This window comes from Mesorhizobium sp. NPDC059054 (assembly GCF_042739215.1).
Classification (GTDB): Bacteria; Pseudomonadota; Alphaproteobacteria; order Rhizobiales; family Rhizobiaceae; genus Mesorhizobium.
On the sequence record NZ_JBHYHV010000001.1, the window covers coordinates 415,642 to 428,252 of the forward strand.

Consider the following 12,611-nt stretch of genomic DNA (forward strand, 5'->3'; position numbering starts at 1 on the left):
GGAAGCGATTTCTCGAAACGAGTCCGGGCTCGCGACGCGGTCAGTTGACTGCGGTCGCGGTCTGCTTCTTGCCCTTGTCCTGTGCCTTCAATTGGCTCCAGGCATTCTGCTGGGAGAGCATCTGGCGCAGATAGGCGACGTTGGCTTGTGCCTGTTCGGGTGACAATTCCTGCGAGGCGATCTTTTCCGCCTCGTCGAAACGGCCTTGCAGGCCCACCGCCAGTGCCAGGTTCTGTCTTACGCGGCTGTCGGCATTTGGCTGTGAGGTGGCCGAACGCAGATAGGTTTCCGCCGTGCGCAGGTCGCCTTCGAGCAGATAGGACATACCGAGATTGGACAGGATCGTCGGCTCGTTCGGTTTCAGGTCCTGTGCCTTGCGGTAGAGTTGTCGGGCTTCGTCGCGTTGACCGAGCTGGTCGAGGATAGCACCCTCGGCGGAGACCAGTTTCCAGTCCGGATATTCCGGCGTCTGCGCGCGCCGCACGGCATCGAGCGCCGGCTCGAGCTGGCCGTTGGCGGCGAGCGCCTTGCCATAGGCGGCGAGCACGTCGCGGTCCTTCGGATAGGCGATGGCCAGTTTGCGCATCACCGCCAGCGACTGGTCGGCATCGCCATTCATTTGCAGCACAATGGCATATTTCAGCGCGATGTTCTTGTCATTGGGATTGCGCGCGTAGGATTGGCCGAGCCGCCCGGTCGCATCGCGCAGTTCGCCGGAGGACATCAGTTCCAACGGCTTGCCGGTGCCTCGCCCGATCGAGCCGGTCGACATGCGGTCGGTGGTGCCGCAGCCGGCGACGCTCGCCGCGAGCATGACCAGCAACGCGGCTGTCATCGACCGCTTGCCTGTCTTGCGGGCGGGGAGGGTGATGGGCATGGGGCGGGCTCCATTCTTCCGGGGGCCGTGCGCCGGCCGTCTTCCCTAGCCGAGAAATATTCTGTTAACCCTAACGGATGGTTAAGAGCGCCGAGTCGAGGCGCCTTCGGAGCTAGCAAATGCCGGTCGAACTCGTCGCAAAGAAATCCCGCAAGGCGCTGCCTGTGCACCTCGTGCGCAAGGAAGGGCTGGACGCTGCCCAACTACCGCCCGAGGCGTTCGCCTGGGCCAGGGCCAACGGGTTCTCGGGTGAAGCGGGGCGCACCCTCGTGCTGCCCGGAAAGGATGGCGAAATCGGTGGCGCGCTGTTCGGCTCAGGCGAGGGCGCCCTGCAGACCGGCTCGCTGGCAAAGGCGCTGCCGGCTGGCGATTGGCACTTCGCGCAAACGCCCGCGAATCCGGAACTTTCCGCCCTGGGCCTGGTGCTTGGAGGCTATGTCTTCACGCGTTACGGCAAGAAGCCAGGCAAGGCGTTGCGTTTCGCGTTGCCGGCCGGCGCGGACGCGGATCGCATCGGCCGCGTCGCCGAAGGCGTCTTTCTGGTTCGCGATCTCGTCAACACGCCGACCAGTGATATGGGGCCGGAGGCACTGGAAAAGGCCGTCCGCGTGCTGGCAAAGCGGCATAAGGCAGATATTTCGGTCACCAAGGGCGACGACCTCATCAAGAAGAATTTCCCGATGATCCATGCCGTGGGTCGCGCCTCGGCGGAGGCGCCGCGCCTCATCGACCTTACCTGGGGGCCGAAAGGCGCCCCGAAAGTGACGCTGGTCGGCAAGGGCGTGTGCTTCGACACCGGCGGACTCGACATCAAGCCGTCGGCCTCGATGCTTCTGATGAAGAAGGACATGGGGGGCGCCGCCAATGTGTTGGGTCTCGCCTCGATGATCATGGCCGCCAACCTGAAGGTCAGGTTGCGTGTTCTGATCCCGGCGGTCGAGAACTCCATCTCGGCCAACGCCTTCCGTCCGGGTGACGTGTTGACCAGCCGCAAGGGCATCACTGTCGAGATCGGCAACACCGACGCCGAAGGCCGCCTGGTGCTGGCCGATGCGCTGGCGCTGGCGGACGATGAGCAGCCGCAGCTGCTGGTGGACATGGCGACGCTGACGGGTGCTGCGCGCGTTGCGCTGGGGCCGGACCTGCCGCCTTTCTATACTGATGACGAAACGCTCGCGGCAGAGCTTTCAGCCGCTGCGGTTGCGGTGGAGGATCCGCTATGGCGCATGCCGCTTTGGAAGCCGTACGATGCCAAGCTGTCGTCCAAGATCGCCGATATGAACAATGTCACCGCCGATAGTTTCGCCGGCTCGATCACGGCGGCTCTGTTTCTCAAACGCTTTGTCGAGAAGACCACGGGCTGGGCGCATTTCGACATCTTCGCCTGGAATCCAGCCGAGCGTCCATATGGTCCGGCCGGCGGCGAGGCGCAGGCCATTCGCGCCTTGGAACAAGTAATCATCGGTCGCTTTGGCTGAGGAGGCGGCTGAAACGGACGCGAAACGATTTTCCGTCATGTTGGACGGATGTCGATCGCTCTGCGTCCCAGCCAGGCCCTGCGACTGTGGCAGCAAGTCATGCTCTCGCAGGTGCGCGGCGATGCCCCCGATCTCACGGCGCGACAACTGGCGATCCTGCTCACCGTGTATCTCGACCCGCCGCCGCACACGGTACGCGGCCTGGCCACCCGGCTTGACGTCACCAAGCCGGTCATCACGCGTGCGTTGGACACGATGGGGGCACTCAAGCTTGTCTCGCGTCACCGCGACGCACTCGACAAGCGCAACGTCCTGGTCAAACGCACCGTGGAAGGTGCGCTCTATGTCGAGCGGCTTGGCGATGATATCATCGCCAAAGCCCATGATTTGCCACTCTGATTTCCAAAGAGCCGAGTTGCCGCTTTGACTGCCCACGATGCCCGCTTGCATGCTTTCCGCACCGACCTTGCCGATATCCGCCTGAAAGGTGAAGTGACCGCCGAGCGCTTCGTTACCGGCAGGCCGGCGCGGATCGCGGCGTCGGTCGTCGATCTGCGCCGCGCGCCGCGCGCCGATTCCGGAATCGATACGCAATTCCTGTCCGGCGACGATGTTCTGGTGTTCGACGAGGTTGATGGCTGGGCCTGGATACAGGGCGAGCGCGATGGCTATGTCGGCTATGTTCTGGCTGGGGAGCTGGGCGCACGAGCCACGCCGCCCACCCATATCGTCTCGGTGCCGCGCACCTTTGTTTATCCGGGGCCGGACCTGCGCTTTCCACGCAGCGGGCAGTTGTCGATGGGCTCGACCGTAACGGTCACGAGCGCCGCTGAGACCCGCGGCACACACTATGCCGTGCTGACCTCGGGCGAGGCTGTTATCGCTGGCCATCTGCGACCGGTTGGCGAGCATGCGCCGGATTATGTCTCGGTCGCCGAGACTTTCCTGGGCACGCCTTATCTGTGGGGCGGTGCTTCCGGATTCGGCATCGACTGTTCCGGCCTCGTGCAGCTTTCGATGCGCATGGCCGGGCGCGACGCGCTTCGCGACACCGACATGCAGGTTTCGTCGTTGGGTGAGCTTCTCGAGATCGGCCCGGACCATTCCGGCTTGAAGCGCGGTGACCTCGTATTCTGGAAAGGTCATGTCGCGATCATGACCGATCCCGAAACGATGATCCATGCCAATGGTCACACCATGACGGTGGCGCGAGAGGGATTGAAGGATGCGATTGCCCGCATCGGCTATCTCTATGGCGGCCCTACCGCCTTTCGGCGACCATAACGTCCCAAGAGATTAGAGTATGTCGGCCCAGTTTACCGGCATCCAACGGCTCTGGCGCCTGGCTATGCGCTCGTCGCGGGTTTCGGCATCATAGACTGTGGGTAGCGGCTCTCGCGTGAACTGCTTGCGCTCGTCCAGCGCGTTGACGATGATGATCGCCCGCTGCTCGGCGCTATCGGTGGTGACGGCCGCGACATAGACGCCGCAATCGCGGCAGACCAGATATTCGGCTGTCCTCATCCCGAAAGCATAGCGTGAGAGCAGGGTCTCATTCCCAACGGAGATGGTCAGCAAGCCGTTGGGATCGGAGGCCGCGAGCGAATTGTGCTTGCGGCAGAACGAACACTGACAGGCCCGGAGTTCGGTTTCATCCGGCGCTGTGGTGGTCGTGAACGTCAGTCGGACATTGCCGCAATGGCAGCCACCTTCATGCGTGATCATCGCTGCCTCCCATCCACGTGGAGAAGCAGGCAGAATAGTCGTTTGATCCCTGTTTAGGAATGTCGATCCAGAGGCCAAACGTCACAAGTGACTGTGAAACGAAGGTACGAATCTGCAACGGCCGCCGAGGCCTATTTACCGCTCCGCCGCAGATGCTCATCCAGCCTGGGCATGATCTCCACGAAATTGCAGGGCATGTGCCGATAGTCGAGTTGGGCTTTCAGGATGCCGTCCCAGGCATCCTTGCATGCGCCGGGCGAGCCCGGCAGCACGAAGACGAAGGTGGCGTTGACGACACCGCCGGTAGCGCGGCTCTGGATCGTGGATGTGCCGATTTTGTCGTAGGAGATACGGTGGAACACCTCCGAGAAGCCGTCCATGCGTTTCTCGAAAATCGGCTCCAGCGCTTCCGGTGTAACGTCGCGTCCGGTGAAGCCGGTGCCGCCCGTGGTGATGACGACGTCGACATCTTCGTCCTTCGACCAGGCGAGGACCTTGTCGCGGATCTTGTCCTTGTCGTCGGTGACGATGTCACGGGCGGCCAGGACATGCCCCGCTGCCTCGATGCGGTCGGCCAGTGTCTGGCCGGACTTGTCGTCCGCCAGCTTGCGTGTGTCCGATACGGTCAGCACCGCGATGCGGATGGGAATGAAGGAGCGGCTCGTCTCAGGCGTATTCAACTTCGTGAACCTCCGATGCCATCGACCGCGTTGCGGCGACGAACCAGTCCGGATGCCGCGCGCGGATGCTGGCCGCTGCGCGCTTGGCGACGTTGCCTGTCTCGAACAGGCCGAAACAGGTGGCGCCCGAACCCGACATGCGGGCGAAGGCCGCATCTGCGCGCAGCAGCGCGGCCCGGGCTTTGCCGATCAGCGGCGAAATCGTCTCGGCAGCGGGCTCGAGGTCGTTGCGTGTCGCCTCAAGCCAACCCAGCAGGCTGTGGAAGTCGATGACGTCCGGCAGCGGTGGCAGAACCTCGTTCTCGCGGCGGGCAAGCGATCGGAACACATCGGCGGTAGCGACCGTAACGCCTGGATTGACCATGACCAGTCCGAGCGCCGGGAATTTGGCTACGGTCGAAATCGTCTCGCCCGCACCATGGGCAAGGAGCGGTTGTGCCTTGAGGCACATTGGCAGATCGGCGCCGAGTGAGAAGCCGATCTGCGCCAATTCCATCTCATCGATGTCGAGCTTCCAGATCGAGGCAAGAGCGCGCAATGCCGCCGCAGCATCGCTTGATCCGCCGCCGATACCGGAAGCTACGGGCAGGTTCTTTTCGAGCGAAATCGCTACCGCTGGTGCATTCTTCGGGTCGGCGTGGCGGCGCAACGCGTCGCGTGCCTTGAGGATCAGGTTGGTTTCGTCGGTCGGCACGAGCCCGGCAAAACGGCCCGAGACGATGAAACGATCCTCATCCGCCCTTTGTGCTTCGATACGATCCCCAAAGCGGGTGAACACAGCGAGACTTTCGATCGTGTGAAAGCCGTCGGCTCGCAAGCCGGTGACATGAAGGGCGAGATTGACCTTCGCGGGCGCCAGGCGGGCGTCCACGGCATGGTCGGCAGATTCGGGGTCGAGTGCCGTGGAGCTCAATCCTTGGCCAGCCGGTATTCGCCGGTCTTGGGGTCTTTCACCAGCGTCCCCATCGTACCGTTGGCGCGTTGCTGCTCGGTGCGCCGCACCTTGGCGGTCACGCGTTCAGCCTCCTTGATGAAGGAGCGGTATCCAACATAAGCGACGACGCCGATGACGATGAAGAAGATGATCTGTGGCATATCGAAACTCCTCCCTCAATGGTCCTCGGTGGCAGACGTTCGGGTCGGGCAAGTCATCATCGTAGACCGTTCTCGTGGCTTTTCAAAGACCGAAACGGCTCCACAGAGCGCGTTCTTCCGCCGCATCGAAAAGCGCATCGACACCGGCGGCGGCCAAAGCTGGAGCGGTGAAGCCGCCGGATGAGCCGAACAGGCCGAAACGGCTGAACAGCCCGCGTGACTGGGTGACGAGCTTGAGTTGCGTCTTCGGGCCGAAACGCTCCCTGAGCGTACTGCGCATGTCACCGAGCCCGTCGACGAGACCCAGTTCCAAGCCCTTCTTGCCGGTCCAGAACAAGCCGGTGAACAGATCAGGGTCATCCTTCAACCTTGCGCCGCGCCGTTCCTTGACCAGATCGATGAACGTCTCGTGCAGTTCCAGCATCAGCATTTTCAGGCGTTCGACGTCTTCCCTCTTTTCGGGCTGGAATGGATCCATCGAAGATTTGTTTTTGCCGGCGGTGTGCACACGGCGCTCCACGCCGATCTTCTTGATCAGGTCGGTGAAGCCGAATGTGCCGGAAATGACACCGATCGAACCGACGATCGAGGAAGGATCGGCGATGATCTCGTCAGCGGCGACGGCGATCATGTAGCCGCCGGAAGCAGCCACGTCCTCCACGAACACAAAGACCTTCTTGTTTTTCTCCGTGGCCAGGTCACGAATGCGCTTGTGGATCAGTCGCGACTGCACGGGGGAACCGCCGGGTGAGTTGATCGAGATCGCAACGGCGGGGCCAGGAAAGGAAAAGGCCTTTTCGATCAAGCCGACCGTGGAAGCCAGCGAAAGGTTCTGCCTGAGCGGGCTGCCGCTGGCCATGATCGTGCCATGCAGCCGGATAACGGGTACGACGACATCGGTGGAGCGCCAGGATCTCGGCAGGATGCGGTTGAAAAGGCGACGCACGGGATGTGGTTCTCCGGTTGAGCTAGCGCATGACCCCGAAAATCGGAACCGATTTTCGGAAAGGATCATACGCAAATTCAAAGTGTTAGAGCGTCCTTTGCGCGTCCAAAAGGACGCGCGGCGCTCTAGTGGCATGTAGGCATTCGCCGCAAGACGGCAATGGTGAATGAAGGTCAATCTCCGAAAAGCGTGGCGGTTCCGTTGCTGATGGCGTCGGCCCGCGGCAAAAGACCTTTGGCAGTGGCCTCGTGCAGGATGAGCGGCGGCCTTAACGCCAGCTTGCCGCGCGCGCCGAGAAAGCCACGGACGACGATACGGATGGCCGGCTGATCGGCGCGCGGATGCACCGGCACGATATCCGCGTTGCCGAAACGGCCGGCCAAGGCCTCGAGGATCGCTGCCAGGGATTCTGGCCGCGCGATGATCGCGATGCCGCCACGCGGCTTGACCACGGCGGCGGCGCTACGCACCCAGTCTTCAAACAGTCCGTCTGCCATGACATGCGCCTCGCGCCGCAACGCATTGGGCGTCGCGCGGTCCTCGCCGGCATTGAAGGGCGGATTCATGATGATGAAGTCGAATCGGTTGTCGGGAAGCCCGGCAGCTCCTCTCTCTTTGCCGGTCAGCGTGACGTCGGCGCGCAGCACTGTCACCCGGTCGCTGAGATGCTGGTTGGCTGGATGTGCCAGGGATGCTTCCGCGAAGGCCGCCATTTCGGGCGAACGTTCGACCAAGGTCGCCTTTGCGCCCTCGCAACGCGAAACAACGGCGAGCCCGGCAGCACCGGCACCGGCGCCGAAATCGGCAAGCAGCCCGGCAAAACCTGTCGGTACGGCGGCGGCCAGCATCATGGCGTCCATGCCGGCGCGGTGTCCGCCATCGGCCGGTTGCACCAGCCAGAAGCGGCCGCGATGGAAGGCGTCGATCGTATGCCTGGGTGCGGCCGCCGGTTCAGCCGCTGTCATGTCCGGCGGATTTCGTGGGCGATACCGGCGTCAGTGAGGATGCGGCGGGCTTCCTCGATCTGCTCGTCATCGACCAGTATGCGACGAGGCAGGATGCCGATCGAACCGTCCAGCAAACTCATGTTCTGATCGGCGGTGAGAAAGCCTATGCCGGCATCGCGCATCAGCGATTCGACAAAGGAGATGACAACGGCATCGTTAGTGCGGATGAGCTCGATCATGGCGGCAAAATCGCAGCTTGGATCAACGATGTAAACGGTTTGCTCGAGCACCCTCTTGCGCAATCCGCGCCAATTCGCCACTTGCCGTATGCGCTCGCGCCGCTAGAGTCCAATCAAGGCAGCGTGCGTGGCGCGGCGGACGGGAGTTTTGGCGTGGGTGTTGTTCTCAACCTTGAAGGCGGAAAGCGGGAAGCTGCTTCGATCAAGGACCTGATTGATCTGACGGCGTCGGATATGGGCCGCGTCAACGAACTGATCCTTTCTAAGGCCGGCTCCGACGTGCAGATGATCCCGGAGGTTGCCAATCACCTGATTTCGTCGGGAGGCAAGCGGCTGAGACCAATGCTCACGCTCGCCGCGGCCCAGATGTTCGGATATTCCGGCGATGGTCACGTCAAGCTGGCGACCAGCGTCGAGTTCATGCACACCGCCACCCTTCTGCACGACGATGTGGTTGACGAAAGCGGCATGCGGCGCGGCAAGAAGACGGCGCGCATGATCTGGGGCAACCAGGCAAGCGTGCTGGTCGGCGACTTCCTGCTCGGCCAGGCTTTTCGCATGATGGTCGATGTCGGCTCGCTGGATGCGCTCGATATCCTCTCCTCGGCAGCTTCGATCATCGCGGAGGGTGAGGTCATGCAGCTTGCTGCCGCCAAGAATCTCGACACCACCGAGGACGAGCATTTCTCTGTCATCAAGGCCAAGACCGCCGCGCTGTTCGCGGCCGCGGCCGAGGTCGGTCCGGTGATCGCGGGAGCTTCGCGCACCGATCGTGCCGCGCTGCGTTCCTATGGCATGAATCTCGGGCTTGCCTTCCAGCTTATCGACGATGCGCTGGACTATGGCGGCTCCTCGAAGGACCTCGGCAAGAATGTCGGAGACGATTTCCGCGAAGGCAAGGTGACGCTGCCGGTGATCCTTGCCTATCGGAGAGGTACCTCGACCGAGCGAGCCTTCTGGAAGCGCGCCATCGAGGAGAACGTGGCTGACGATGCCGGTCTCGAAAAGGCGATCGGTCTGATGACACGCCATGGCGCTATCTCCGACACGATTGGCCGCGCCCGCCATTTCGGCGAGATCGCCCGCGATGCGCTGGCGCCGCTTGAGGAAACCCCTCAGAAGACAGCGCTGATCGACGTCATCGATTTCTGCATCAGCCGCGTGAATTGAGCTAACGGTCGAATTGACGGCCCTGAAGGCTGCAAACAGCGCCTCACGTGATTTATTTCATGGTAAGCGCGGTAACCGCATGCAACGATCGCCGGCGCGGCAGCCATTCCTCAGTACGAGCGACCTCACCGGCAGCCATGCTTTGTTAAGGCGATGTCCGCATTGTGACCGCGATCCGGATTGATGCGCGACCCCAAAAAGGCCATGCTTTGCCGGAAAGAAGGATTCTTGGCGATCCCCGCTTGAGCAGGGGAGGCGCCCGCCAGAAAGGAATACGATGCGGCAAAGACGTGCTCGCTGGCTTTCGAGCCTGGCCATTCTCGCTGGCCTTGCGGCCCAGACGCAGTTCGGGTTCGCTGCGCAGGCATCGGCACCTGTCGAAATCAACTCCTTTTCCGGTGCCTATCTGTCGGCCAGGGTCGCCGAAAACGACAACGATCTCGACAACGCCATCAATTATTACAAGCAGGCGCTGGCCTTCGCGCCCGAGGATACGCAGCTTCAGCAGAGCCTGATGCTCTCACTGATCGCCCAGGGCCGTTTCGAGGAATCGCTGCCCTATGCCGACAAGCTGAAGGAAGTGCCGGACATCGAGCGCTTCTCACGTCTGGCGCTGGCGGTCGACAGCTTCAAGAAGAAGGACTTCGCCAAGGCGCAGTATTGGCTGAAGCTTTCGCTTGGCGCGGATCTCGACAAGCTGATCTGTGGCGTCATGACCGGCTGGGCCATGCAGGGTGCCGGCCAGGGCACCGACGCCATGGACTATGTCGGCAAGCTGGAAGGGCCGGAATGGTTCGACCTGTTCAAGGCCTATCATCGGGCGCTGATCGCCGACGCGGCAGGGCAGAGCGATAAGGCTGACGCCGCATACGCCGAGGCGATCGGCAACACATCTGCCGGGGGAGCCGCACCTGAAACCTGGATGCGTGCTGCGCAGGCCTACGCAACCTTCCTTGCCCGCAAGGGCGACAAGGACAAGGCGCTTTCGGTGCTGAAACAGGCGGAAGAGTTCGGCCCGGGCAAGATCGAGATCGTCTCGCTGCGCGACAAGATCAGCAAGGGCGAGAAGCCGGAGCCGCTGGTTGCGAATCCGTCGGAAGGCTCATCCGAGATTCTGCTCAACCTTGCCACCGCGCTCAACCGCGGTGGCGGCGAACCTTTCGTGCGTCTGTATCTCGAATATGCGCTGGCACTGAAGCCCGACAGCGACGTGGTTCTGGTGCAATTGGCCGCTGTGGCCGAGCAACTGAAGGACGGCGATCGCGCCATCGATTTCTACCGCCGCATCCCCGCTTCCTCGCCGCTGAAGGAAGTCTCGGAGCTGCAGACCGGCCTGAACCTGGCCGATCTCGGCCGCAATGACGAAGCGATCAAGCAACTGAAGGTTCTCGTCGAGGCCAATCCGGAAGACATGCGCGGTTATCTGGCTCTGGGCGGCGTTTACGCTTCCAAGCAGGATTTCCGATCGGCCGCGGAGCTCTTCGACAAGGCGGTCGCGGTATTGAAAACGCCGACCAAGGCTGACTGGAACATCTTCTATCAGCGCGGTATCGCCTATGAACGGATCAAGGAGTGGCCGAAGGCCGAGCCGAATTTCCGTAAGGCGCTGGAGCTCTATCCGAACCAGCCGCAGGTGCTGAACTACCTGGGTTATTCCTGGGTGGACATGGGCACCAACCTCAAGGAAGCGCTGAACATGATCAAGAAGGCCGCGGAATTGCGGCCGAGCGACGGCTACATCGTCGATTCCCTGGGCTGGGCGTACTACAAGCTTGGCCGCTACGACGATGCCGTGCGCGAAATGGAGCGCGCCGTGCAGCTGAAGCCGGAAGATCCGGTGCTGAACGACCATCTGGGCGACGTCTACTGGCGTGTCGGCCGCAAACTGGAAGCGACCTTCCAGTGGCGCCATGCGCGCGACCTGAAGCCCGAGCCCGATGTGCTGGCCTCTGTCGAGCAGAAACTGCTCAAGGGCCTGCCGCCGCTCGAGAACAAGACCGCCCAGGAAGCGCCGAAACCCAAGCCGATAGCCCCGAAGGGCTGAGTTGGTTCGGCACAGCGAATTGGAGGGCCTCGTACGGGCCTTCCAAGAGTGGCACTGTTCCGATCGCATCGTCTCTTTGACTTCCAGTGTCTTGTAGTTGGCTCGTCGCCTTGACGCCTTCCCCCCTCGGCACTAGGGAGTGGCGCATCCTGCAGCTCCCTGTCGAGGCCGCCGTGACCGCCGAACTTCCCGCCAATCTGGACCCCAAGCGCTCGTTCCAGGGGCTGATCCTGACGTTGCACAACTATTGGGCTGCGCATGGCTGCGTCATCCTGCAGCCATACGACATGGAAGTGGGGGCAGGTACCTTCCATCCGGCCACGACACTGCGTGCGCTCGGACCGCGCCGCTGGAATGCCGCCTATGTGCAGCCGTCGCGTCGCCCGAAGGATGGCCGCTATGGCGAGAACCCGAACCGACTGCAGCATTATTACCAGTATCAGGTCATCCTGAAGCCGAATCCGTCGAACCTGCAGGAGCTCTATCTCGGCTCGCTGAAGGCGATCGGCATCGATCCGCTGCTGCACGATATCCGCTTCGTCGAGGACGATTGGGAAAGTCCGACGCTGGGCGCCTGGGGGCTCGGCTGGGAGTGCTGGTGCGACGGCATGGAAGTGTCGCAGTTCACCTATTTTCAGCAGGTCTGCGGCATTGAATGCGCGCCGGTCGCCGGCGAACTGACCTACGGGTTGGAGCGGCTTGCCATGTATGTGCAGGGCGTCGACAACGTCTACGACCTGAACTTCAACGGCATGGAAGGACCGGAGCGCGTTTCTTATGGCGAGGTCTTCCTGCAGGCCGAGCAGGAATATTCGCGGCACAATTTCGAGCATGCCAATACGGCCATGTTGCTGCGCCATTTCGAGGATGCGGAAGCCGAGTGCAAGGCGTTGCTGGACGCCGGCGCGCCTGGCGCCAACGCCAATGTCGCCATGCACAGGATGGTGTTCCCGGCTTATGATCAATGCATCAAGGCCAGCCACGTCTTCAACCTGCTCGACGCGCGCGGCGTGATCTCGGTCACCGAACGCCAGAGCTACATCCTGCGCGTGCGCAATCTGGCCAAGGCTTGCGGCGAGGCATTCCTGCTGACCGAGGCTGGTGGGCTGGCCGCCTGACCTTACATCTCGTCGACCAGCTCGGCGTCGACGATTGCTGCGAAAAGCGACTGGCGATCCGGGCCGGCGATGGTTTTCAAGGCTTGGCGTACGCCGGGCATCCGGAATTCGGCTGGCGCTTCGACCTGATTGACGAAGCAGGCGCTGAGCGCGATGACCTGAAGCAATGTCGATGCCGTTCTCATGGTTTTCAGCCAATAGTTTCCCGTCTGAGCGTCGACCGCTTCAGCGCTGTGTTTCGATGATGTCGTTGTGCTCCTAGGACGGGTGAGTGGGCCGCTTCCCGACATGC

At 62.3% G+C, this 12,611-nt stretch carries 15 protein-coding genes; 6 read left to right on the top strand and 9 right to left on the bottom strand.

Annotation, left to right across the window (positions count from 1 at the left end):
• Window positions 1–40: 40 nt before the first annotated feature.
• Complete coding sequence (locus ACFWXH_RS01970) at window positions 41–877, bottom strand: tetratricopeptide repeat protein (RefSeq protein WP_379117043.1); 837 nt, start codon at window positions 875–877, stop codon at window positions 41–43.
• A gap of 119 nt (window positions 878–996) precedes the next feature.
• Between ACFWXH_RS01970 and ACFWXH_RS01975 the strand changes: the two genes are divergently transcribed.
• The 3 genes from ACFWXH_RS01975 to ACFWXH_RS01985 are packed head-to-tail and all read left to right on the top strand — an operon-like array spanning window position 997 to window position 3,639.
• Window positions 997–2,355 carry a leucyl aminopeptidase family protein gene (locus ACFWXH_RS01975; RefSeq protein ID WP_379117045.1) on the top strand — a complete coding sequence of 453 codons (1,359 nt, stop codon included), beginning with the start codon at window positions 997–999 and terminating at the stop codon, window positions 2,353–2,355.
• Between the two features lie 48 nt (window positions 2,356–2,403).
• Window positions 2,404–2,754, top strand: a complete 351-nt coding sequence (locus tag ACFWXH_RS01980; RefSeq protein ID WP_379117047.1) for a MarR family winged helix-turn-helix transcriptional regulator — start codon at window positions 2,404–2,406, stop codon at window positions 2,752–2,754.
• A 24-nt stretch (window positions 2,755–2,778) separates the two neighbouring features.
• Window positions 2,779–3,639: an NlpC/P60 family protein gene (locus ACFWXH_RS01985; RefSeq protein ID WP_054309075.1), complete on the top strand. Its 861-nt coding sequence runs from the start codon at window positions 2,779–2,781 to the stop codon at window positions 3,637–3,639.
• Window positions 3,640–3,651: 12 nt separating this feature from the next.
• On the opposite strand, the gene ACFWXH_RS01990 is transcribed toward ACFWXH_RS01985, so the two are convergent.
• The 7 genes from ACFWXH_RS01990 to ACFWXH_RS02020 all read right to left on the bottom strand — a co-directional run bounded on the left by ACFWXH_RS01990 (window position 3,652) and on the right by ACFWXH_RS02020 (window position 7,987).
• Window positions 3,652–4,080, bottom strand: coding sequence for a GFA family protein (locus ACFWXH_RS01990; protein ID WP_054309074.1), 429 nt, complete (start codon window positions 4,078–4,080; stop codon window positions 3,652–3,654).
• A gap of 131 nt (window positions 4,081–4,211) precedes the next feature.
• Window positions 4,212–4,760 (bottom strand): molybdenum cofactor biosynthesis protein B, encoded by a 549-nt coding sequence (gene moaB / locus ACFWXH_RS01995; RefSeq protein WP_379117050.1) that lies wholly within the window; start codon window positions 4,758–4,760, stop codon window positions 4,212–4,214.
• Window positions 4,747–5,673: a 4-(cytidine 5'-diphospho)-2-C-methyl-D-erythritol kinase gene (locus tag ACFWXH_RS02000; protein ID WP_379117052.1), complete on the bottom strand. Its 927-nt coding sequence runs from the start codon at window positions 5,671–5,673 to the stop codon at window positions 4,747–4,749. Before ACFWXH_RS02000 ends, moaB begins: the two co-directional genes overlap by 14 nt.
• Complete coding sequence (locus ACFWXH_RS02005) at window positions 5,670–5,855, bottom strand: hypothetical protein (protein ID WP_054309072.1); 186 nt, start codon at window positions 5,853–5,855, stop codon at window positions 5,670–5,672. The genes ACFWXH_RS02000 and ACFWXH_RS02005 overlap by 4 nt, the downstream gene beginning before the upstream one ends.
• A gap of 82 nt (window positions 5,856–5,937) precedes the next feature.
• On the bottom strand, window positions 5,938–6,801 hold the full coding sequence (locus ACFWXH_RS02010; protein ID WP_379117053.1) for a S49 family peptidase: 864 nt from the start codon (window positions 6,799–6,801) through the stop codon (window positions 5,938–5,940).
• A 173-nt stretch (window positions 6,802–6,974) separates the two neighbouring features.
• Complete coding sequence (locus tag ACFWXH_RS02015) at window positions 6,975–7,766, bottom strand: tRNA1(Val) (adenine(37)-N6)-methyltransferase (RefSeq protein WP_379117055.1); 792 nt, start codon at window positions 7,764–7,766, stop codon at window positions 6,975–6,977.
• Window positions 7,763–7,987, bottom strand: a complete 225-nt coding sequence (locus ACFWXH_RS02020) for a DUF2007 domain-containing protein (RefSeq protein ID WP_379117057.1) — start codon at window positions 7,985–7,987, stop codon at window positions 7,763–7,765. The genes ACFWXH_RS02015 and ACFWXH_RS02020 overlap by 4 nt, the downstream gene beginning before the upstream one ends.
• Window positions 7,988–8,140: 153 nt before the next feature.
• Here ACFWXH_RS02020 and ACFWXH_RS02025 point away from each other — a divergent pair, with 153 nt between their 5' ends.
• The 3 genes from ACFWXH_RS02025 to ACFWXH_RS02035 all read left to right on the top strand — a co-directional run bounded on the left by ACFWXH_RS02025 (window position 8,141) and on the right by ACFWXH_RS02035 (window position 12,319).
• On the top strand, window positions 8,141–9,157 hold the full coding sequence (locus tag ACFWXH_RS02025) for a polyprenyl synthetase family protein (protein WP_379117059.1): 1,017 nt from the start codon (window positions 8,141–8,143) through the stop codon (window positions 9,155–9,157).
• 277 nt (window positions 9,158–9,434) lie between these two features.
• Entirely contained in the window at window positions 9,435–11,201 is a 1,767-nt protein-coding gene (locus ACFWXH_RS02030; protein WP_379117061.1) for a tetratricopeptide repeat protein, read from the top strand.
• A gap of 173 nt (window positions 11,202–11,374) precedes the next feature.
• Window positions 11,375–12,319 carry a glycine--tRNA ligase subunit alpha gene (locus ACFWXH_RS02035; protein ID WP_054309067.1) on the top strand — a complete coding sequence of 315 codons (945 nt, stop codon included), beginning with the start codon at window positions 11,375–11,377 and terminating at the stop codon, window positions 12,317–12,319.
• 2 nt (window positions 12,320–12,321) lie between these two features.
• Here ACFWXH_RS02035 and ACFWXH_RS02040 read toward each other — a convergent pair whose 3' ends face one another.
• Complete coding sequence (locus ACFWXH_RS02040) at window positions 12,322–12,504, bottom strand: hypothetical protein (protein ID WP_379117063.1); 183 nt, start codon at window positions 12,502–12,504, stop codon at window positions 12,322–12,324.
• Window positions 12,505–12,611 lie beyond the last annotated feature (107 nt).

Bases quoted from the DNA above. Each gene is read 5' to 3' on its own strand.
- ACFWXH_RS01970 (WP_379117043.1), bottom strand. From the start codon at position 877: ATGCCCATCACCCTCCCCGCCCGCAAGACAGGCAAGCGGTCGATGACA.
- ACFWXH_RS01975 (WP_379117045.1), top strand. From the start codon at position 997: ATGCCGGTCGAACTCGTCGCAAAGAAATCCCGCAAGGCGCTGCCTGTG.
- ACFWXH_RS01980 (WP_379117047.1), top strand. From the start codon at position 2,404: ATGTCGATCGCTCTGCGTCCCAGCCAGGCCCTGCGACTGTGGCAGCAA.
- ACFWXH_RS01990 (WP_054309074.1), bottom strand. From the start codon at position 4,080: ATGATCACGCATGAAGGTGGCTGCCATTGCGGCAATGTCCGACTGACG.
- ACFWXH_RS02005 (WP_054309072.1), bottom strand. From the start codon at position 5,855: ATGCCACAGATCATCTTCTTCATCGTCATCGGCGTCGTCGCTTATGTT.
- ACFWXH_RS02015 (WP_379117055.1), bottom strand. From the start codon at position 7,766: ATGACAGCGGCTGAACCGGCGGCCGCACCCAGGCATACGATCGACGCC.
- ACFWXH_RS02020 (WP_379117057.1), bottom strand. From the start codon at position 7,987: ATGATCGAGCTCATCCGCACTAACGATGCCGTTGTCATCTCCTTTGTC.
- ACFWXH_RS02030 (WP_379117061.1), top strand. From the start codon at position 9,435: ATGCGGCAAAGACGTGCTCGCTGGCTTTCGAGCCTGGCCATTCTCGCT.
- ACFWXH_RS02040 (WP_379117063.1), bottom strand. From the start codon at position 12,504: ATGAGAACGGCATCGACATTGCTTCAGGTCATCGCGCTCAGCGCCTGC.